Source organism: Actinomycetota bacterium (genome assembly GCA_041658565.1).
GTDB lineage: Bacteria > Actinomycetota > AC-67 > AC-67 > AC-67 > JBAZZY01.
Map to the genome: position 1 here is coordinate 16,697 of JBAZZY010000023.1, position 19,833 is coordinate 36,529.

The following is a 19,833-nucleotide window of genomic DNA, read 5'->3' on the forward strand; positions in this document are numbered from 1 at the left end:
GATGAGTGACAGACCCCAGACCGTGAAGGATTTGCTCGCGGAGGCGAAGGATGCCTCCGAATTGATGGTGGACCTCGCGTACGCCTCAGTGTTCTTCGGCGACGACCACATGGCCTCCGAAGTGTTGCGTCTGCGCGAAGAAATGAGTCAACTCGTACAGGCACTGCGGACGAACGTGATCCTCGCTGCGCGATCGCGCGAGGACGCCGAAGCCATGGCCGGCGTGCTGCAGATGGCTTCGGCGATGGACAAGATCGGAGACGCGGCCGAGGACATCGCGCGCGTCGTTCTAAAGGACCTCGGGGTTCCGGCGGAGCTTCGCGACGACTTGCGACACGCCGAGGAGGTTGTCGCGCGCGTTCGTCTTCGCGAAGAGAACACGCTGGAAGGCCTGGCGCTCGCGGACGCTGAGCTGCCGACCGAGACGGGGATGTGGGTCATCGCCATCCGCCGCGACGTGTCTTGGATCTTCGGGCCCGAGGGCGACACGGTGCTGCACCCCGGCGACGTGATCTTCGCGCAAGGACCCGAGGAGGGCGTCGACCTGCTGCGCGCACTCGCCGGCGCGCCGCCGCATGGGCTGGCGGAAGCCGCGCCGCGCACGCTCACCGGACTCGACCGGGCCGTGGACTTGCTCATCGAGATGAAGAACGCAGCCGAGGTCGCGGTCGGGCTGACGTACTCGGCCATTCTGTTCCACGACCAGGGGCTTGCCGCAGAAGTCAGCGCGATCGAAGACGCCACCGACGAGATGAACCACGAGCTGGAGCGGTGGGCTCTGCGCGCGGCACAGGAAGGCGCTGAAGTGGACTCGCTGCGCGGCCTGCTGCACCTGGCCTTCGCCAGCGAACGCATCGCCGACGCTGCGCAAGAGATGACGCGCCTGGTGGAACGAGAAGAGGGCCCGCATCCGGTCATCGGAGAAGCTCTTGCCGAGGCCGACGAAATCGTGGTCTCGGTCGTACTGGGCGAGAGGGGCAGTGCCGCCGGGCGAACGCTGGCGGACCTGAAGCTTCGCACTGAGGTCGGCATGGAAGTCCTAGCCGTACAGCGCGAGGGAAAGTGGATCTACCGCCCGCGCGGCAACTTCATGCTCCTGGCCGCGGACCGCGTGCTCGCCGCCGGCACAGAGGAAGGCGCCGAGGAACTCGAGACGTTGTTCGCAAGTCAACGGCAGGAGGCATGATGGAACCGTCGGTACTCGCCCCCGGGAAACGCAAGCCGAGCGCGATTTGGCTGCTGGTCACGCTCATCGCCGGGATCTCCGGCGCGGCAGGGGCGATCGCCGCCGGCGGCACGGGCTCGTACGACGTGGGGCCGTTCACCATGGAACTGCAAGCGCGACCCGCGGCCCTCGGCAAGACCGAGCTGGCGGTACGAAAAGTCGAGCAGTTCCTGCCGAGCCACGCGGAGGCCGGGACACACAAGGCCCCCCTGGCCCTTCGCGCGACGATCATCAACGTCAACCCCAGAGCCATCGTATCGTCGGACAGGGCGATCATTCAGAACCCGTACAACATGGCTCAGTTCATAGGCGAGGAGGGCAAAGACGCGATGCGCGCCTTTGTGATCAAGCTCGCCGGATTAGCCGCAGCCGGAGCCGCCGCAGCCGGTGTCGCGGTCTCACTGGGCCGGTGGCAACGGATCATCGGCGCGACGGTTGCGGGCGTACTCGCACTGGCCGTCGTCGGCGTTATGACGCAGCGCACCTACAACACCAAGGAGTTCTTGAAGACCCGCTTCGTGGTCGAGAGCGTCCCTGCGAACGGCGTCCCGACCGGCGACGTCAACACCGGGTTGCCGACCGACGGATTGTTACCGAGCTAAGCACCCAGTAGCGCGCGCGAGATCAGGATCCGCTGCACCTCGCTGGTGCCTTCCCCGATTTCGAGCACCTTGACGTCCCTGTAGAAGCGCGACACCGGGTACTCATCCATGAATCCGTAGCCTCCGTGAATCTGCACGGCCTCGCGCGCGGCGGTGACGGCGATCTCGGATGCAAAGAGCTTCGCGATGGCCGCTTCCTTCTTGAACGGAATCCCGTTGTCGTGCATCCACGCGGCGCGGTACACGGCCAGACGAGCAAGGTCGGCGTTCACACCCATGTCGGCGATCTTGAAAGCGATCGCCTGGTTCTCGGCGATCGGGCGCCCAAACTGCTTGCGCTCCTTCGCGTAGGCGATCGACTGATCCAGGCACCCTTGCGCCATCCCGACCGCAAGCGCGCCGATCGCAACACGGCCACCGTCCAGGATGATCAAGAAGTTCTTGAATCCCTCGCCGCGCGCGCCCAAGAGGTTCTCCTCGGGGACCGCGCAGTCCACAAACGACAACTCTCGCGTGTCCGAGGCGTGCCAGCCCATCTTCTTGTACTTCTTGCCCGCCGTGAATCCCGGCGTTCCCACCGGCACGATGATGTTGGAGATCTCTTTGCGCGCGCCCTGCATGCCGGTCACGGCGGTGACGGCCACGTGCTGGCTGATCGACGTGCCGGCGTTGGTAATGAACACCTTGGTGCCGTTGATCACCCATTGCCCGTCACGAAGGTCCGCCGATGTCTTGGTCGCACCTGAATCGCTTCCGGCTTCCGGCTCGGTAAGGCCGAACCCGGCGATCTTCTCCCCGCGCGCCAGCGGCGGCAACAGTGTTCGCTTCTGCTCCTCGGAGCCGAACAGCCAGATCGGCATGGCGCCGAGACCGACCCCGGCCTCCAAAGTAATCGCCATCGAGGAATCGATGCGCGCCAATTCCTCGATCGCGATGCACAGAGTCGTAAAGTCGGCGCCCGCTCCCCCGTACTCCTCGGGGAAAGGCAGACCGAACAAGCCCAGTTCCCCCATCTTGCGCACGATGTCGACGGGGAACTCACCCGACGCATCCATTTCCTCGGCTCGCGGTGCGATGACCTTCTCGGCGAAATTGCGCACAGTGGCGCGGAAGGCTTCCTGTTCCGGCGTGAATGTGAAGTCCATGGCGCCCGGGAGCATACCGCAGGCGTGTTACCCTGCCGCCCGATGGATCAAGATCGCCTCCGGCGCGAACGCGAGTTCTTCGACGCCTCCAGCTCGGCACAGTTCGGCGACGACACCCCCGCCCCCACCGAACACGTACAGGCCCTGCTCGCCAGGGTAGGCGACACGAGCGGAATGCGGGTGCTGGACTGTGGTTGCGGGGCCGGCGAGCTGACGATCCCGATCGCTGCCGGGGGCAGCGTCGTCACCGCCTTCGACGTGTCGCCCGAGAGCGTGCGGCTGATGCGCGAACGCGCGGCGCGCGACGGACTCCGAGCCCCCGACGGCGTCGTAGCATCGATGGAACGTCTCCCCTTTGCGCCGAGCACATTCGACGTTGCGGTCGGCAAGTCGATCCTTCACCACGTCGAGATCGGTCCCGCGATGGACGAAGTACGCCGTGTGCTCATCCACGGCGGCCGCGGCGTGTTCCTGGAGAACCAAGTTACGAACCCGGTCCTTCGGTTTGCGCGCGCACGGTTGAGCGGTCGGTTCGGCGTCGCGCGCTTGGGAACCATCGACGAGCACCCGTTCGTGGCGCGCGACTACGCCGCCATCCGGGCGCGCTTTCCCGTAGTTCGGCTGAACTATCCGGACTTCCGCTTCTTTGGGTTGTTCAGCCGCAACGTGCTGAGGTACCGGCGCGCGCTCTGGCTGGCGCGCGCCCTGGGGCGGCTCGATGCCTTCGTGTTCCGCCACCTGCCGTTCCTTCGCAAGTATGGGTATCACGTAATTCTGGAAGTTCGCGGGGACGACTCCGTCAATCCGGCGTAACTCCCCGCCGGACTACGAGGCGGCGGGCCAGAGAAATGGCCCGATGTGTCTATAAGGAAGCCCCCTCTCGCGCTCCGTTGCTTAAGACAGCCGTCAAATGCAACGCCGTGAGGCGCGAGGATGGAGGCAACGTGGTCGCATCGCAGCGCTCGGCCCGTCCTGCGCAATCCGCGTCGGGCGAGACGCGCGGCGCAGGATCCGAAAGACGCCCGCTTTCGCACCGGCTGCGGCCTCTGCAAGCAGTTCTCCTTGTCGGACTCGCCGGGCTCTTGTCGGCGATTGGAAACCTGCTGTTCCAGTCCTACGGCAACCTTGCCGACACCGGCGACTCCTTGGCGATCGCGACCAATCGCGCCGCGGGACTCGCGGCCGTTCACCGCGAAGCTGCCCTGCTTCGCGGTGAGACCGAACGCCTAGTGCGTACCGCCGACTACGGCGCCGTCGCGTCAAGACGCCTTCAGTTCGAACGACAGATCGACGCGGCGTTGCGGTTGGACGGCCTTGTTGATCGCAACTCACTCACGGCAATCCGTGAAGACCTTTCGGAACTGAACGTGCAGTTCGCGCGCGCAAAGAACGCCTCGCGCGACGACATCGGAACCGTCGTCGGAGCGATGGATCCAACGCTCCGCGAGATTGAGATGCGCGCGAAACTCGCCCGCGACCGAGAGCAGCGAAGCGCCTACGCAATCTCGGCATCACTCGCCGAAGCACGCGCCTCCGCGCAGCGCCTCTTGCTCGCGCTCGCCGGACTCGCGTTCGCGATCGGAGCCGTGCTGGCGGCGTCGCTGCGGCGAACCGTACGTTCAAACTTCGCAAACGCCGTCACCGCTTTGCACGCAGAACTCGAAGAGCGCCGCGCCGCGGAGATCGCGCTCCGACACGGCGAGGAGCGCTTCCGCTCGCTCGTACAGAACTCGTCCGACGTCGTCACAATCATCGATGACGAGGGTGTCGTCCATTACCAGAGTCCCGCGGCCGGGCGTGTGTTCGGATACGCGCCCGACCATATGGTCGGGCGCGACCTCCGCGGAATACTGCACCCCGACGACGCGCCGCGCTTCTCGGGGATCCTGGCGCAGTGGCAGGACATCCCGGGGGTTGCGGCGCCGGTGCAGTGGAGCATGCGCCATCACACAGGGAAGTGGCTCCCATGCGAGACCGTCGCCAACAACATGCTCGACGATCCCAATATTCATGGATTCGTCCTTAACACCCGCGACATCAGCGAGCGCAAGAGCCTCCAGGAGCAACTCACGTACTGGGCCTATCACGACGCACTCACCGGATTGGCGAACCGCACGCTGTTTCACGACCGCGTCGAGCACGCCCTCGCGCGTTCGCGCCGCCACCTCGCCCCCGTTGCGGTGCTCTTCCTGGACCTCGACGACTTCAAGCGGGTGAATGACTCGCTCGGGCATCCCGCCGGGGACGAACTCCTCGTTCAGGTCGCCGAACGCGTTCGCGCCTGCCTGCGCCCCGAGGACACCCCCGCGCGCCTCGGGGGAGACGAATTCGGCATCCTCATCGAGGACTGCACGGACATGACGGCGCCGGCGCGCGTGTCCGACCGCATCGTCGAAGCACTGCGCGCGCCCTTCCACGTGCAGGCCAAAGACCTGTTCATCACCGCAAGCATCGGCATCGCAATCAGCGAGTCGGCCGACGATTCGGTCGAAGACCTTCTGCGCAACGCCGACGTCGCCATGTACAGCGTGAAGAACGACCACGACGCTCACTACGCGATCTTCCGCCCGGACCTTCATTCAGCGCTGCTGGATCGCCTCGAGCTGGAGGCCGACCTGCGACGCGCGCTCGACCGTGAGGAGTTCGTGCTGCACTACCAGCCGATCGTGGATCTTCAAACCGATGAGATGACCGGCGTCGAAGCCCTCGTGCGTTGGAATCACCCCGATCGCGGGATGCTGCTGCCGGAGTCCTTCGTCCCGCTGGCGGAAGCGACGGGTCTCGTGCTTCGCCTCGACCACTGGGTGATCCGGCGCGCATGCCGTCAGGCCGGCGAATGGCGTCGCGCGTTCCCCAACCGCCCCTTGATCGTCAGTGTCAACGTCTCGGCGCGCCAGCTCCAGGACCCGAAGCTCTTCGACGAGGTCACGGACGCAATCGCCACCTACGACGCCGACCCGCGCAGCCTCATCTTCGAGATCACCGAGAGCCTGCTCATGCTCGACGCGGAGTCGACGATCCAAAAGCTGAGCGCGCTGAAGAGCATCGGCGTGCGGCTGGCGATCGATGACTTCGGGACCGGCTACTCCTCGCTGAGTTACCTGCGGCGCTTCCCCGTGGACATGCTGAAGGTCGACAAGGCGTTCGTCGACGGCGTCGGCACCGGCGTCGAAGAGACCGCGTTCATGGGCGCGGTCGAGAAGCTGGCCCGGACGCTGCGCCTCACGACGATCATCGAGGGCATCGAACGCCCCGAGCAGGTGGCCCAACTCAAGCAGCTCGGCTGCGCAATGGGCCAGGGTTTCTTCTTTTCCCCGGCGGTTCCACGCGATCAGATCGAGACCATGCTCGAACGGGAGACGGAAGCAACCGGCACCGCTTCCCAACTCGGCTGAGGTCGCGCGCTCGCCGTCAGGCGAACGGATTCTCGATCCGCACGCCCGCGAGACGACGACCCGTCTGGAAGTCCTCCGACACGATGCGGGAGGCCCCCGCCCGGCGCGCGGAGGCCAGGATTAGCCCATCCCAGAACGAAAGCTGATGGCGCTCCTCTAAATCCGACGCCTCGATGATCAAAGGCGCATCGACCTGAACGAGAGTCCATTCCGAGTAGGCCGCCACCAGCGCGCGTGTGTAGGCGCGCGTGAGGGCGGGCCGGAACTTCCGGGTCGCGACGACGTAGAACTCCTGAAGCACCTGCGTGCTGATCACTCCGGTACGGGTCTGCCACAGTGACTCAAGCAGGGCCGCCGCAACCGATTGCTTGGACATCTCAGTTTGATCGTGCGCGTACGCCAAGATGTTCGTGTCGACGAACGTGAGCGATTCGGGCATCGACTTGCTACCGCGCGTGTAGATCCTCACGACTCCAGCGGCGCCCGCTGCGGCGGGTCGCCCCTCTCAACGCGTCGAGGGCGCGGCCCATGGCATCCTCGTACCTCGAATCCCGCTCGACCAGTTCTTGGAGTTGAGCGGCGACCAGTCCGCTGATCGATGTTCCTCGCTTCGCGGCCACCACCTTCGCGCGCGAAATAACATCGTCCTCCAACTGCAGCGTCAGATTCCGTTTTGCCATCTCGAATCACTCCGTCGCCGGCACACAAGAAGTCCTACCACAGGATATCACGTGGCACACGTAGATCCCACACATCTCAGCCGGCCATGGTGAGGCCGCCGGAGACGCTCAAGACCTGGCCTGTCACGTGACCGGGAGCGGTCGCGAAGAACGCGACGGCCGCTGCGATGTCCTCGGGCTGGGCCAAGCGGCCGACCGGCGTGGCGCGCACGATAGCGTCGATGATCTTCTGGCCCGACTCCGCGCCGCGGATCTCGTCCAGGAGCGCGGTGTCGGTCGGACCGGGGCACACGCAGTTCACCGTCACGCCCTTTCGCGCGACCTCGCGCGCGAGCGTCTTGGTGAACGCGATCACGCCGCCCTTGCACGCCGAGTAGACCGCCTCGCCCGACGAGCCGACCCGCCCGGCGTCCGACGCGATGTTCACCACCCGGCCTCCACCCGCCTCAATCAAGTGCGGGACCGCCACGTGAGTGACGTTGAAGACTCCTCGCAGGTTCACCCCGATCAAACGATCCCACACCTCGGGGTCGTTCTCCAAGAAAGGCTGGATCCGGTCCCAACCGGCGTTGTTCACCAAAACATCGACGCGTCCGAAAGCGTCCAGGATCGCCCCTACGGCCGCGCGCACGTCTCCGTAGTCGGCCACGTCGGCAGCCACGGAAACGGCCCGGGGCAACTCGGCGGCCGCGCGCGCGGCACCTTCGGCGTCCATGTCGATGATCCCGATTGCGGCGCCCAGTTCGGCCAGGCGCGCGCACACCGCGCGCCCGATCCCCTTAGCGCCCCCGGTGACGATGGCCACGCGGTCGTGCAGGGGCGCGCTCACGCGTCGCCCCGCATGGGACGGCGGAACTTGCGGAAGTCGGGCGGACGTTTCTCTACGAACGCGCGCGGACCCTCGCCCGCCTCCTCGGTTTCCTCGAACGTGTCCAGCCCGGCGAACGCGACGGCCCCAATCCCGCCGATGGCCTCCGAGGCCGCGTTGAAGGAGTGCTTGAGGAAGCGGATGGCGGTGGGGCTCTTGTCAAGGATCTCCTCGGCCCACGCGCGCGCCTCCTCGCGAAGCCGCTCGGGCGGAACCACGACGTTCACCAGACCCATCTGCAGCGCGTCCTCGGCGCTGTACTGGCGGCACAAGTACCACATCTCGCGCGCGCGCTTCTCCCCGACGAGCCGGGCCAGGTAGGCGCTGCCGAACCCCGCGTCGAACGAGCCCACCCTCGGCCCCACTTGGGCAAAGCGCGCGGTGGACGACGCGATAGAGAGATCGCACAGCACGTGCAAGACGTGCCCCCCTCCGATGGCGACGCCGTTGACTGCTGCGATCACCGGCTTGGGGATGTCGCGAATGATGCGGTGCAGTGCCTGCACCTCGAACAGCCCGCTGTCAGAGGGGCCGTAATCTCCGGTCTCGGCGCGCTGCTTTTGGTCGCCGCCGGCACAGAACGCTTTCTCCCCCGCTCCGGTAAGCACGACCACTCCGACAGCCGTGTCCGCCCACGCACGCTTGAACGCCGCGATCAGTTCCTCGATGGTGCGCGCGCGAAACGCGTTCATGCGCTCGGGCCGGTTGATGGTGACCCAGGCGATGCCGCCTTCGGTCTCGTACAGGACGTCCTCGAAGTCGCTCACGACACCCTCCCCCCCCTCGGTGTGACGATTCTAGTCCCGTCCGTCCGATCCGCCGGAATCGTGAGGGAGACCACGTGACCGTCGACCCTTCCTCCCCGAGGCACATCGTCAGCGTGCACACATCATGCCGGAAGGGACATCTCTGCCCCGGGGGGGAGGAGCGCCCGAGCGCGCGTCGAAGTGGTCGGGGAATTCGCAGGCCGATCGCGGGGGACCTCGATGGAGGCAACACGCACACGCACGCAGACAGGCAGACGCGTGCGCGCGCGCGCCTATGGCGTATTGGTCGTCCTTCTCGCAACGTTTGCTGGTGGACTTCCGCAGCCCCAGCCGTCGTTCGCGGCACAGATGAACCTCACCAGACTCAACTCGAACGTCGCTACCCAATACCCATCGACGGGAGCGCGGGTCAACACCTCTGTCGCGCGAACCCAGAGCATGCAGCTCTCGCCGCCATCCTTTGCCGCAGGCCCCCGTATCCTCGTGCTTGGGACCGGTGTTCAAGCATCCGTCTTCCCCCCGGAGCTGCTATCCAGGATCACCGGCGCCACGAGTGATCCCGTCGGCAATGCCTGAGTCATTCGTGGACCCGCAGACGGATCTCTGCGCGACGATTGAAGGCGCCATTCGGGTGGACACCTACTGCGGCGACGCCACGTTCAGTGTTCCCGCAGGCATCGCCACACGCCAGATCGATCTGGTCAAGTATGCGGACTTCAAGTTCTGCGGCCTCAGCGTCCCAACCGACGGGACCACCGAACGGCTCAACGATCTGGTCGGTCTTGCCCTTGACGAGACTTGCAAGCAGCCCGCGGGATCCGGGTGGATGTGGACGTCGGGAGGACCCATGTGCCGAAGCCCCGACCTCACCGAGGCGGCCCAGGCCAACTTCGACCTCACCCCCCAGGGGGCACTGCCGATCGGGACCGCAACCTACACCTTTACCCTGCCGAACCCGACCCGCGACGTGGTGCTGGGCGCGAGCTTCAGCTACAGAGCGGAAAACGCCTTGATCTACGTCGCATCCAGCGTCGGAGGCAATGCGCTACAAGGTGACGGCCCGCAGGGGTCCCTGCTCGTAGCGGGAGATCCCGGCGTGTCGGTGCCGGCGGGAGTGCAGGCCACCGGGCGCAGCGGCTCGGCGCGCATCGAGACCGCATTCATCGCCCCCGCAGGCACGCGGACCGGCACGATCACCTTCGTCGTCATCCCGACCTCGTGGGTCTCCTCCGGCGTGGTCAGCAAGGCACATGTTGAGATCTGCAACTTGGGGCTTGAGATCCTCACGTTCGCAAAGCGTGCCTGGGGGGACTACGAGGGGGCACCGGACGTTCCCGGGACCCTCAACATCAGCCTCGCAACCAAGTGGTCGACGAACCATGACGTGCTAGCCAACCTCGACCCCTCCTACTGCCGCACGCGCAAGCGCTGGGATCCACAGGTAGCGGACTTCGTTTCCCTTGGCACCGAGTGTGAGGAGATCACCGCCGGAATCCACGTCCCCAAGAACAACCTGCCCGCCGACCCCACCAAGCGTGACGCAGTGCTATCCGGCGACCCCTCATACTTTGCGGGCCTGAAGCGGCTCGACGGGGCAAGCTTGATCAATCCTGCCGTGGATCGTCTCTATGATCCGGGGTTGGGAGTCACCGACTACGCGTGCAAGCCGGACGACCCAACGTGGGGTGATGTCTGCACGACGGAAACCCGCGCTGGGCTGCTGCTGGGCTACGAAGGCATCCGCGTCAACGGCCGCTTCTTCGCCTACTTGCCCATCACGGATGCGGCCATCCGCTCGGCGGGGGCCGCCGGCGGGGCCACCTACGCCTACATCGGGGAGGGCACGAGCGTGCACGCGCTGCAGTATGCAATGTCTGGTGTTCCCCCGGTTCGCACCCAGCGATATGACGTTGGAACCAACTACGACGGGGACGACGGCCTGAACGCATCATCCAACCAAGTCCTCGACGGCCTTGTGTCGGTGGTCGCGGGAGACGAACTCCGTGTGACGCTCAACCCGCCGGTGGGTCCACAGCACGTGGTGGCGACCGATCTGGCGTGCGTCACCGTGGACGGGACGGTGGTGTGCCCATGAGGCGACGAGCCCAAGGACGTGGTCGCAGACGTGCGCTCGTAGCGGCGCTGGTGATGGTTGCCGCGGTGGCCGTCCCATCGACAGCATCCGCAGGCATCACCTGCACTTTCGGAGGCCTTGCTCCAGGCTTTAAGGTCGTACGGATGCAGGTAATGGAGGGAAACGACTACATCGGCCTCGGAATCCGCGTCAAGAGCGCACTGAAACCTGTGCACGATGAAGAAAGCTGGCACTCAATTGTGGGCATCATGCTCGTCGAGGCGGCCACCCTCGAGGTCAGAGCGTGGTGGATCATAAACGGGGGTTGGTCTCCGCCGCGTGTTGTCGTCCAAGCGGCCGGACACCGGTTCGAGCACTACGTTCCGGCACCCGACGGCCCGTTTGCTACCGAGTGGGTTTACATCCCTGCATACCTTCCCCCCGGCCCCTACTACGGCGTTGGATTCGGGGTGGGCAAGGGGGAGGGGGTGCTTGGCCCGAGCGAGTGGGGCGGCAGCATCGGCGTGCGTGGAGACCACTCGTGCGAGCCGATCGGAGACGGCGAGCTGTTCGACATCGACCACACCGAGTTCACGGGTGGCACGCAGGTCTACGCTCCTCCGGGCGTCGGGTACGCGAGCGGCATCTCGCACTCGTTCTCTACGTCACGCAACCTCGTCGTGGGCGTCATCAACGCGGGCGTGATTGGCCCCGCGGTCGGCCGGCACATGTCCTTGGACTACTCAACACCCACACGGTCCGGCAACGTATCCAATGACCTCATCCCCTTCGCGTCGGGGGCGGGCACGTATTCCTTCAGGGCCAGCTATCAAGGCATCTACCCGGAGATCGCCATCGCCGGCGTGAAGGTGTCGGTGTAGGGGTGGCTTTCCCCTACTCCCCCGCGCTCACGCGCGCCGGGGTGATCTCCACCAGCACGTCGTTGCCGTACGTCTCCTCGCGCCCGTACTTCGCCAGGAACGCCTGCGTTATCTCGTCGTATTCGGGCTCACCGGCGCGCACCAAACGGGCCGGACCGCGAACCAGCGCGAACCGCTCACCCTTGTATGCGACCAGTGCCGCGCGTCCCGATCTCTCGACGTTGCGAGCCTTCACCGAGTCCGAGCCGCACCAGCACCACACGCGCGCGCGCGCCACCACGACTTCGACGGGAACGGCGTGCGGGGTGCCGTCCGGTCCGACGGTCGCAAGAACGGCGATCGGCCGGTCGGCCAGGAACCCCTGCCAGTCGGTCAGGACGCCCCCTCGTTGGTGACGGGATGGGGTGGCCCCGGTTCGAAGATCTGCAACACGTTTCCGTCCGGATCGCGGAAAGAAGCGAAGCGGCCGAGGTATGGAACGTCGGTTATGCCGCCGAGGAACTCCACTCCGCGTCCGGCGAGCGCGCGCATCGTGATCTCGATGTCGTCCACCTCGAACACGACCGTCGCGCCCATCGCCGCCGAAACACCACCGCGCGCGCCGTGGACCGCAAGGACGGTGTCGCCGACGTTGAACTCCGCCCAGTCGTCGCCGTAATGAACCTTCAGATCGAGGCCGAGGACGTCGCGATAGAACTCGAGCGACTCCGACATGTTCCAAGTCCAGTAGAACGTGCTGTTCACGCGCTTGAGCATTTGGCACTCCATTCGATCGCCGCTGCCGGGAACCTACCAATCGGGCTCGCCGGCAGCCAGTGAGTCGCGAACATGCGTCACGTCCCCGGCGGTGACCGCCACCGTTTCCACGTCTGTCTGCACGACGAGCGCCCCTTTGCCGTTCACCTCAACCGCGCGCCCTTCGATCGGCTCGACGCCGGCGCGATCAACCCGAACCCGCCGGCCGACCGTCGTGCACAGCGCGCGGTAGTCGTCCAGCGCGCGCCCCGGAGACACAAGTGCGCTCTCCAGATGACGCGAGATCGCAGCCGCCAGCGAGGCACCGTCGACGTCATTGACCCCCTGCATCGTCAGGCTGGTCGCCGTTTGTCTCAGGTCCTCGGGGAACTCGGCCTGCGCGAGGTTCAACCCAAGCCCCACCACAACGAAGTCTGGAAGGGCAGCCTCGGCGAGGATGCCACCGAGCTTGCGGTTCTCCACGAGCACGTCGTTCGGCCACTTCAGCACCACCTGAACCCCGGTCTCGGCACGCACAGCGCGCGCCACCGCCACCCCGGCGATCAACGGGATCAGCGGCCAGGACTCCAAAGGCAGCGTCGGACGCAGAACCCAGGAGATGGTCAACCCTTCCCCCGGCTCCGACACCCAGGCGCGCGCCAGTCGGCCGCGACCGGCGGTCTGCTCGCGCGCGACAACGACGCTCAGGTGCGGAGCGTCGGCCTGTGCCAGTTCCCGAGCATCGTCGTTGGTGGAGACCGTCTGGTTCCGAACCACGACGAGCGAACAGACTGCGGACAGCGCGCCGCGGAACCGGTCGGCGAATTCCTCGGATACAGACACGCCGTCCATTATCAAGGCGGATACAGGCCGGAGGCGAGGCTCTGTTATCCTGCGCGAGCCCATGTTCTCTAAGGTGCTCATCGCCAACCGCGGGGAAATCGCCATCCGCGTGATTCGCGCGTGCCGAGACCTCGGCGTCGGATCCGTGGCCGTTTACTCCGACGTCGACCGCGAAGCTCTACATGTCGCGATGGCCGACGAGGCTTACCTCCTGGGCGAGGCGGCTCCGGCCGCCAGTTACCTGAACATCGAGAAGATCCTGGAAGTCGCCGAGCGAGCGGGCGCCGAGGCGATCCACCCCGGCTACGGGTTCCTGGCCGAGAACGAGAACTTCGCGCGCGCCTGCGAGGACGCCGGTATCGCTTTCGTCGGCCCGCCAAGCACCGCGATCACTTCGATGGGTGACAAGATTTCCGCGCGCCGCGTTGCCGAAGCCGCGCGCGCGCCCATCGTGCCGGGAACCCTGGACCCGGTCGCCGACATCGAAGAGGTCCGCTCCTTCGGGAAAGAGCACGGCTACCCGATCGCGATTAAGGCCGCGTTCGGCGGAGGAGGCAGAGGCTTCAAAGTAATCCGCGAAGAGAAAGATCTTGAGGACGCGGTAGCCGGCGCGCAGCGCGAAGCCAAGTTGGCCTTCGGGCGCGACGAGATATACATCGAGCGATACCTCTCGGGCGCGCGCCACGTCGAGGCGCAGATCCTTGCAGACAAGCACGGAAACGTGATCTTTGTGGGCGAGCGCGACTGCTCGCTGCAGCGCCGCCACCAGAAGCTGGTCGAGGAGTCCCCCTCGCCCGCGGTGTCGCCGGAGGTGCGCGCGCGCATCGCCGAAGCAAGCTGCTCGATCGCGCGCCAAGTCGGGTACGTCAACGCAGGCACAGTCGAGTACATGCTCGACGCCGACAAGACCCGCTTCTACTTCATGGAAATGAACACGCGACTGCAAGTCGAGCACCCGGTCACGGAAATGTGCGCCGGTATCGACCTCGCGGCGTGGCAGATTCGCATCGCCGCCGGCGAGAAGTTGCCGTGGACGCAAGAGGAGATCGCCCCGCGCGGCCACGCCATCGAGGTCCGAATCAACGCCGAGGATCCCTCTAAGGGTCGCTTCCTTCCGGCGCCGGGGCGGATCGGCGCCTACCGCGCGCCCACCGGCCCCGGCGTACGCGTGGACTCAGGCTTCGGACCCGACACCGAGATCTCGCGCTCCTACGACTCGCTCATCGCGAAACTCATCACCTGGGGCGCCGACCGCGAAGAAGCCCGCCGCCGCATGATTCGTGCGCTGGATGAGTTCGTGATCGAAGGCGTTCGCACCACGATTCCCTTCCACCGCCGCGTTATGGAAGATCCCGGCTTCGTCTCCGGGGATGTCCACACCGCCTACGTCGAGAAGGAAATGCACCTCAGCGATTTGATCGTGCCTGCGCCGGTCAAGGTAGGGGCGCCGGCGATAGATGCGCCGCGCACCGTCGGCGTCGAGGTCGAGGGCAAGTTCTTCACCGTCGAGGTTCACGGCCTAGGACCGGTCGGGGCGGGCCCCACCGCGCAGGGCGCAAAGCCGACGGCTCCGACCGCGGAGGCGCGCGCCGGAACCCACGATGGCGAAACCAAGGTGACCGCGCCGATGCAGGGCACCATCGTGAAGACGGTCGTGAAGGACGGCGACCAAGTCAAGGCGGGAGACCTGCTGATCGTGCTCGAGGCGATGAAGATGGAAAACCACATCAACGCCCCGCGCGCGGGAACCGTCTCCAAGGTCGCAGTGAAAGCCGGTCAAAACGTCGAGACCAACTCGGTCCTCGTCGTCATCGCCTGACTCGGAAGGGTCGGGTGGACTCCCGCTGTCAGCGAAGCTCATCCCGCATCTCCGCACGGAGAGCAGACAAGGATGAACGCGCGCAGTATGAACAGAGGCGAGTGAGATGAGAGCAGCAGCAGCAGCTCATTACGATTTCTCGGGGGGAACTCGCAACCCGTATGCGAACCCTCTCTGCCCCGGTCAGAGATCCATGGGTTGGCCATGTTGACTCGCCTGTCGCCTCCGAGGAGAATCGGTCCGTTGTTTCAGTCAAAGACAAACACGATTCTTCACTCCCTATTCCCAAGTACCTAGCGAGAGCAGGGCGCAATGAGCGTGACGCTTGGACCTGTTGCAGGGAGGCCGACTGAAGGCACCCCCTTCTACTCCATCTCAGATCATGCGTTCAACTTCGACCTGAAGGAGATCCCCGAAGGGGCGGGGCATCAAGGTCACGTTGCACTCCTCCTGAACACACTTGGGATAGAGGTGGCGATAGCTAGTTCTCGCTGTCTCTATGTCTCGGGGTACTGCCCTGCCATGGGATGGACGATGACGCGCCTTGCGCCTCCTGCGGCGTCGTTTGGGGCCTTGAGTGCTTCATCTGAATCCAGGCTGGTCTCGGGCACCGGCATGCCCGTTGACTCTGGTCCGTGGATTGAGCGGTTCGACCCCTCTACGGGATGGTTCTGTTCGGGGAGGGAGGAGACGGAGGTCTCGACCGTGGCCGTCGAGTTCGCCACCGACACGCAAGTAGTTCTTCACCAGGGACGTCTCCTCGAAGTATGGATCAGACCAATGAACTGGGAAGAACTGGCCCGGTCGATCGGCGATGCACGTTGACACTCTGCGACGCTCGTCCATTTGCGGGCCACAGCGACGACGTCGCGGCGGAACTCTTCAGGGAACGCTTTGGGCATGTCGGCCTTCCTTCCGGTGAGGACGTATCCTCACACATTGCTGGAGTCAACCGAACCTGGGGCAGTCCCCCCCCCGAGTAATGTAGGGTAACCAGCTCGGTGAACTTCTCGCGCCGGGCCGAGGGTCGCCTCAGGTGCCGGGCAGCGGATCTCCTACTTGCGGGGCCTTGGGGCGTTCGGCTTCTCCCTTTAGCTGAGCAAGCAACGGAGCCGCGAGGGCCTCGCCCACCGCGCGGTGAACGTCGGCAGGCCAGTGGATTCCGTCCGGGTTCAGCCGGTCGGCCGCAGGTTCAATAAACGGCCACGACGCAACTGTCGGGAACCCGTGACGCTTGGCGATCGCGAACTGCAACTGCTCGCGCTCGGCCCTCTTGGGATGGGTGAATCCGTAGTAAGCCGAGTTATGACCTATGGGACCCATCACCACGCCCGCGGCGTTGCGAGCCAAAGCGCGAACCTGGAACAGCAACCCGTCGAACATTCGCAAGAACTCATTGAGCGGAGTGCGCGAGAACCTGCCGCCGCTGATCGCAACCCCCCAGGGGTGTGTGGATTGCAGCAGCACTCGCGCGCGCCGACGAAGCCAAGGAGTCCGCAAGTACGGCACGATCGCCTCCAGGACCGGAGGAACTCCGGCCGGGGCGTTGTCGAAGTTCGCGCAGGCGACCACCACTGCGTCGGCGCCCATCAGGACCTCAAACTGAATGTGGCGGTCCTTGGTAACCATCCGCCAAGCGTCCCGGGTGTCGGCCCCGGGGCGCGCGATCACCGTGGTTTGCACCGGTCGTCCGAGACCGCGCTCAAGCACCTCGGCTATCACGTTCGGATACAGCTCAGGGTCGAAAGGCAACTGCGGGCCGCGATCGGTGGTGAACGCAGTGCTGTCACCGAGCACCACAAGCCGAAGAGGGAGTTCGTTGTTTGTCACTTATCAGCGTCCCATCAGCAAACGAGCGGCCTCTTGCACGCTACCGCCGAAACTCGGATAAACCGAAAACGCCTGCGCGAGTTGCGCAACGGTGAGGCGCACATGCACCGCAACCGACACCGACAAGATGAGGTCACTCGCGTGCGGCGCGACGATCGTTCCGCCGATCACCGTTCCACTCCCGGAAATAGCGACGATCTTGACGAAGCCATCTTCCAGCGAAGACATCTTGGCGCGCGCGTTGGTGGCGAACGGCAACATCACGACCTCGGCGTGCAAGCCGCGCGCGGCGGCCTCAGCCTGCGAGATCCCAACTGTTGCGATCTCAGGATCGGTGAACACCGTCGCGGCGATCTCGTCGCGCGCGAGCGGAGTCACCGCCTGACCAAGGGTGTGCCACATCGCAATCCGACCTTGCATCGCGGCGGTGCTCGCCAACATCACACCTCCGGTGACGTCTCCGGCGGCATAGATATGCGAAACGTTCGTGCGACTGACGCCGTCCACCGGGATTTCACCGCGCGCGCCGACTCGCACGCCGGCATTGCCGAGCGCGAGCGCTGCGGAGTTCGGCGACTGGCCGACCGTGAACAGGGCATGGCTGCCCGTCAGCGCCTGCCCGTCGCCCAGATCTACCTCGACCCCGCCGTCCACGGCGCGCGCGCCGTGCGCACGCGTTTGCTTGAGCAATGTCATCCCCCGCCGACGAAACACCGACTCCAAGACGTCCGCGGCATCGGCATCCTCTCCGGGGAGCATGCGATCTCGAGACGAAACCAGCGTCACGCCTGCGCCCAAACGGTTGAACGCGTGCGCGAACTCCGCGCCGGTTGCGCCGGAACCGACCACGATGAGTGACTCGGGAACCGAATCCAAATCGTAGACCTGCCGCGAGTTCAGGATTCGCACGCCGTCGCACGGGGCGCTCGGCAACTCGTTGGGGCTTGATCCCGTCGCGATCAGCACGACGTCCGCCTCGATCCGTTCCCCCGCCGCCGGACCCTCGGCGACCAACAAAGTGTGTGGATCGATGAAGCGCGCGGTTCCCTGCACCATGCGGACGCCGGCTTCGAGGATCTTGGTTTCGATGTCCCGGCTCTGCGCGCTGGCCAGCCACAGTATCCGCTCAAAGACCTTGTGGAGATTGACATTCAGCTTCGGGGTCTCAGACGTCAGACCAAGACGCGGTGCCGTGCGCATGTACGTCACAACCTCGGCCGTCGAACACAGCGTCTTGGACGGCACGCAGTCCCACAGCACGCAGGCACCGCCGACGCCGGCACTGTCGATCAGCGTGACCTCCGCGCCCAGCTCGGCACCGACCAGCGCAGCCTCGTAGCCGCCCGGCCCTCCTCCGATGATCGCTATTCGAACGGCCATCAGCGTCGCGGCCTGTAGACGCCGAACACGTCGCGCATCACACCGCACACCTCGCCCACCGTCGCCATCCGTCGCAGAGCCTCGCGGATCGGAACCATCAAGTTGTCGGTTCCGTTCGCAGCGTCACGCAAGTTCTGCAACGCCGCCCGGGCGGCTGCGTCGTTGCGGCGCGCGCGCACAGCGCGTACTCGCTCGACTTGCGCCGCTTCCACCGAGGCATCCACCCGCAGCAGTTCCGCGGTCGTCTCCTCTGACTCCTGATACGCGTTTACTCCGACGACGGTGCGCCCGCGCGCCTCGATCGCCATCTGCTCATCGTAGGCAGAGCGCTCGATCTCTTCCTGCATGAACTCGATCGAGCGCACCGCGCCGCCCATGTCCTCTATCCGGCTGAGATAGGCGCGCGCGCGCGCCTCGATCTCTCGCGTCAACGACTCGACATACCACGAGCCGCCCAGCGGATCAGCCGTGTCCACAACTCCGGACTCCGACGCGATGATCTGCTGAGTGCGGAGCGCGATCTTCGCCGCGCGCTCGCTCGGCAACGCCAGCGCCTCATCAAAGGAGTTCGCGTGCAACGACTGCGTCCCGCCCAGCACCGCCGCAAGTGCCTGGATCGCGACCCGCACGATGTTGTTCTCGGGCTGCTGCGCGGTGAGTTGGACCCCGGCCGTCTGCGTGTGGAAACGCAACATCATCGAGCGCGCATCTTCGGCGCCGAATCGATCGCGCATGATCTGGGCCCACAGCGCGCGCGCCGCGCGGAATTTCGCGACTTCTTCCAACAGGCTCGTACGGGCGACGAAGAAGAAGGACAATCGCGGGCCGAATGTGTCCACAGGAAGGCCTGCACCGATGGCCGCCTCGACGTAGGCGATTGCGTCGGCGAGCGTGAAGGCGATCTCCTGCACCGCGGTCGCGCCCTTCTCCGCCATGTGGTAGCCCGAGATAGAGATCGTGTTGAACTTGGGAAGGTGCTCGGCACAGTAGGCAAAGGTGTCGGTGATCAGCCGCATCGACGGCTCGGGGGGATAGATGTAAGTCCCCCGCGCGATGTATTCCTTGAGGATGTCGTTTTGGATCGTGCCCGTCAGAGCGGCTGGATCCACACCCTGCTCCTCTCCGACCAACTGATACAGCATCAGCAAGACCGACGCCGGAGCGTTGATGGTCATCGAGGTGGAAACCTTGTCCAGCGGAATCCCGTCGAACAGCGTTCGCATGTCCTGCAGCGAATCGATCGCGACTCCGACCTTGCCGACCTCACCCTCGGAAACGGCGTCGTCGGAGTCGTATCCCATCTGCGTCGGAAGGTCGAAGGCCACCGACAAGCCGGTCTGGCCGTGGTCGAGCAAATACCGATACCGCGCGTTGGATTCGGCGGCCGTCGCGTACCCCGCGTACTGACGCATCGTCCACACGCGACCGCGATACATGTCGCGGTAGACCCCACGCGCGTACGGGAACTCCCCCGGCGAACCTAGGCCGGCCGCATCGAATTCACCGAGCGTGGCCGGATCGTATATCGGCTCGATCGGAATACCGGAAGGGGTCAAGCGCTCGTTCTCGGACATGGTGGACATCATGCT

Annotated in this window: 20 protein-coding genes; 9 read left to right on the forward strand and 11 right to left on the reverse strand. The window is 65.4% G+C overall.

Translation table 11 applies throughout. From position 1 onward, the window contains the following. Nucleotide 1 precedes the first annotated feature (1 nt). Nucleotides 2-1,186 carry a TrkA C-terminal domain-containing protein gene (locus WDA27_11045; protein MFA5891464.1) on the forward strand — a complete coding sequence of 395 codons (1,185 nt, stop codon included), beginning with the start codon at nt 2-4 and terminating at the stop codon, nt 1,184-1,186. Next, the gene (locus tag WDA27_11050; GenBank protein ID MFA5891465.1) at nt 1,183-1,827 is read left to right on the forward strand and encodes a hypothetical protein; all 645 of its coding nucleotides are present in this window, start codon (nt 1,183-1,185) and stop codon (nt 1,825-1,827) included. The genes WDA27_11045 and WDA27_11050 overlap by 4 nt, the downstream gene beginning before the upstream one ends. Here WDA27_11050 and WDA27_11055 read toward each other — a convergent pair. After that, entirely contained in the window at nt 1,824-2,972 is a 1,149-nt protein-coding gene (locus WDA27_11055) for an acyl-CoA dehydrogenase family protein (GenBank protein MFA5891466.1), read from the reverse strand. The two genes, WDA27_11050 and WDA27_11055, sit on opposite strands and share 4 nt — an antisense overlap. A 42-nt stretch (nt 2,973-3,014) precedes the next feature. Here WDA27_11055 and WDA27_11060 point away from each other — a divergent pair, with 42 nt between their 5' ends. Further along, nucleotides 3,015-3,785 carry a class I SAM-dependent methyltransferase gene (locus WDA27_11060; GenBank protein ID MFA5891467.1) on the forward strand — a complete coding sequence of 257 codons (771 nt, stop codon included), beginning with the start codon at nt 3,015-3,017 and terminating at the stop codon, nt 3,783-3,785. Nucleotides 3,786-3,916: 131 nt separating this feature from the next. Continuing rightward, nucleotides 3,917-6,367: an EAL domain-containing protein gene (locus WDA27_11065; protein ID MFA5891468.1), complete on the forward strand. Its 2,451-nt coding sequence runs from the start codon at nt 3,917-3,919 to the stop codon at nt 6,365-6,367. A 16-nt stretch (nt 6,368-6,383) separates the two neighbouring features. Here WDA27_11065 and WDA27_11070 read toward each other — a convergent pair whose 3' ends face one another. From WDA27_11070 to WDA27_11085, 4 genes are all read right to left on the reverse strand, one after another. Further along, nucleotides 6,384-6,836: a PIN domain-containing protein gene (locus tag WDA27_11070; protein MFA5891469.1), complete on the reverse strand. Its 453-nt coding sequence runs from the start codon at nt 6,834-6,836 to the stop codon at nt 6,384-6,386. After that, entirely contained in the window at nt 6,814-7,047 is a 234-nt protein-coding gene (locus WDA27_11075; protein ID MFA5891470.1) for a DUF6364 family protein, read from the reverse strand. Before WDA27_11075 ends, WDA27_11070 begins: the two co-directional genes overlap by 23 nt. Nucleotides 7,048-7,123: 76 nt before the next feature. Further along, nucleotides 7,124-7,876: a glucose 1-dehydrogenase gene (locus WDA27_11080; GenBank protein MFA5891471.1), complete on the reverse strand. Its 753-nt coding sequence runs from the start codon at nt 7,874-7,876 to the stop codon at nt 7,124-7,126. Then, nucleotides 7,873-8,682 carry an enoyl-CoA hydratase-related protein gene (locus tag WDA27_11085; GenBank protein MFA5891472.1) on the reverse strand — a complete coding sequence of 270 codons (810 nt, stop codon included), beginning with the start codon at nt 8,680-8,682 and terminating at the stop codon, nt 7,873-7,875. The genes WDA27_11080 and WDA27_11085 overlap by 4 nt, the downstream gene beginning before the upstream one ends. A gap of 219 nt (nt 8,683-8,901) precedes the next feature. Between WDA27_11085 and WDA27_11090 the strand changes: the two genes are divergently transcribed. The 3 genes from WDA27_11090 to WDA27_11100 are packed head-to-tail and all read left to right on the forward strand — an operon-like array spanning nt 8,902 to nt 11,637. Further along, nucleotides 8,902-9,258 carry a hypothetical protein gene (locus tag WDA27_11090; GenBank protein ID MFA5891473.1) on the forward strand — a complete coding sequence of 119 codons (357 nt, stop codon included), beginning with the start codon at nt 8,902-8,904 and terminating at the stop codon, nt 9,256-9,258. Further along, nucleotides 9,251-10,777 carry a hypothetical protein gene (locus WDA27_11095; GenBank protein ID MFA5891474.1) on the forward strand — a complete coding sequence of 509 codons (1,527 nt, stop codon included), beginning with the start codon at nt 9,251-9,253 and terminating at the stop codon, nt 10,775-10,777. Before WDA27_11090 ends, WDA27_11095 begins: the two co-directional genes overlap by 8 nt. Beyond that, nucleotides 10,774-11,637 carry a hypothetical protein gene (locus tag WDA27_11100; GenBank protein MFA5891475.1) on the forward strand — a complete coding sequence of 288 codons (864 nt, stop codon included), beginning with the start codon at nt 10,774-10,776 and terminating at the stop codon, nt 11,635-11,637. The genes WDA27_11095 and WDA27_11100 overlap by 4 nt, the downstream gene beginning before the upstream one ends. 13 nt (nt 11,638-11,650) lie before the next feature. Here the strand turns inward: WDA27_11100 and WDA27_11105 are convergent, their stop codons facing one another. The 3 genes from WDA27_11105 to WDA27_11115 are packed head-to-tail and all read right to left on the reverse strand — an operon-like array spanning nt 11,651 to nt 13,215. Next, nucleotides 11,651-12,112: a pyridoxamine 5'-phosphate oxidase family protein gene (locus WDA27_11105; protein MFA5891476.1), complete on the reverse strand. Its 462-nt coding sequence runs from the start codon at nt 12,110-12,112 to the stop codon at nt 11,651-11,653. Further along, nucleotides 12,010-12,393, reverse strand: a complete 384-nt coding sequence (locus WDA27_11110) for a VOC family protein (GenBank protein MFA5891477.1) — start codon at nt 12,391-12,393, stop codon at nt 12,010-12,012. Before WDA27_11110 ends, WDA27_11105 begins: the two co-directional genes overlap by 103 nt. Nucleotides 12,394-12,426: 33 nt before the next feature. After that, complete coding sequence (locus WDA27_11115; protein ID MFA5891478.1) at nt 12,427-13,215, reverse strand: biotin--[acetyl-CoA-carboxylase] ligase; 789 nt, start codon at nt 13,213-13,215, stop codon at nt 12,427-12,429. A 61-nt stretch (nt 13,216-13,276) separates the two neighbouring features. Between WDA27_11115 and WDA27_11120 the strand changes: the two genes are divergently transcribed. After that, nucleotides 13,277-15,034 carry an acetyl-CoA carboxylase biotin carboxylase subunit gene (locus WDA27_11120; GenBank protein MFA5891479.1) on the forward strand — a complete coding sequence of 586 codons (1,758 nt, stop codon included), beginning with the start codon at nt 13,277-13,279 and terminating at the stop codon, nt 15,032-15,034. A 312-nt stretch (nt 15,035-15,346) separates the two neighbouring features. Further along, complete coding sequence (locus WDA27_11125) at nt 15,347-15,859, forward strand: hypothetical protein (GenBank protein ID MFA5891480.1); 513 nt, start codon at nt 15,347-15,349, stop codon at nt 15,857-15,859. Nucleotides 15,860-16,066: 207 nt separating this feature from the next. Here the strand turns inward: WDA27_11125 and WDA27_11130 are convergent, their stop codons facing one another. From WDA27_11130 to WDA27_11140, 3 genes are read right to left on the reverse strand one after another with little or no spacing between them, the layout of a single operon-like run. Then, nucleotides 16,067-16,864, reverse strand: a complete 798-nt coding sequence (locus WDA27_11130; protein MFA5891481.1) for a hypothetical protein — start codon at nt 16,862-16,864, stop codon at nt 16,067-16,069. A gap of 3 nt (nt 16,865-16,867) precedes the next feature. After that, on the reverse strand, nt 16,868-18,244 hold the full coding sequence (locus WDA27_11135; GenBank protein ID MFA5891482.1) for an NAD(P)H-quinone dehydrogenase: 1,377 nt from the start codon (nt 18,242-18,244) through the stop codon (nt 16,868-16,870). Next, nucleotides 18,244-19,818 (reverse strand): methylmalonyl-CoA mutase family protein, encoded by a 1,575-nt coding sequence (locus tag WDA27_11140; protein MFA5891483.1) that lies wholly within the window; start codon nt 19,816-19,818, stop codon nt 18,244-18,246. The genes WDA27_11135 and WDA27_11140 overlap by 1 nt, the downstream gene beginning before the upstream one ends. Between the last annotated feature and the right edge of the window lie 15 nt (nt 19,819-19,833).

Bases quoted from the DNA above. Each gene is read 5' to 3' on its own strand.
- WDA27_11090 (MFA5891473.1), top strand. From the start codon at position 8,902: ATGGAGGCAACACGCACACGCACGCAGACAGGCAGACGCGTGCGCGCG.
- WDA27_11060 (MFA5891467.1), top strand. From the start codon at position 3,015: ATGGATCAAGATCGCCTCCGGCGCGAACGCGAGTTCTTCGACGCCTCC.
- WDA27_11120 (MFA5891479.1), top strand. From the start codon at position 13,277: ATGTTCTCTAAGGTGCTCATCGCCAACCGCGGGGAAATCGCCATCCGC.
- WDA27_11125 (MFA5891480.1), top strand. From the start codon at position 15,347: ATGAGCGTGACGCTTGGACCTGTTGCAGGGAGGCCGACTGAAGGCACC.
- WDA27_11095 (MFA5891474.1), top strand. From the start codon at position 9,251: ATGCCTGAGTCATTCGTGGACCCGCAGACGGATCTCTGCGCGACGATT.
- WDA27_11110 (MFA5891477.1), bottom strand. From the start codon at position 12,393: ATGCTCAAGCGCGTGAACAGCACGTTCTACTGGACTTGGAACATGTCG.
- WDA27_11140 (MFA5891483.1), bottom strand. From the start codon at position 19,818: ATGTCCGAGAACGAGCGCTTGACCCCTTCCGGTATTCCGATCGAGCCG.
- WDA27_11135 (MFA5891482.1), bottom strand. From the start codon at position 18,244: ATGGCCGTTCGAATAGCGATCATCGGAGGAGGGCCGGGCGGCTACGAG.
- WDA27_11100 (MFA5891475.1), top strand. From the start codon at position 10,774: ATGAGGCGACGAGCCCAAGGACGTGGTCGCAGACGTGCGCTCGTAGCG.
- WDA27_11045 (MFA5891464.1), top strand. From the start codon at position 2: ATGAGTGACAGACCCCAGACCGTGAAGGATTTGCTCGCGGAGGCGAAG.
- WDA27_11075 (MFA5891470.1), bottom strand. From the start codon at position 7,047: ATGGCAAAACGGAATCTGACGCTGCAGTTGGAGGACGATGTTATTTCG.
- WDA27_11055 (MFA5891466.1), bottom strand. From the start codon at position 2,972: ATGGACTTCACATTCACGCCGGAACAGGAAGCCTTCCGCGCCACTGTG.
- WDA27_11050 (MFA5891465.1), top strand. From the start codon at position 1,183: ATGATGGAACCGTCGGTACTCGCCCCCGGGAAACGCAAGCCGAGCGCG.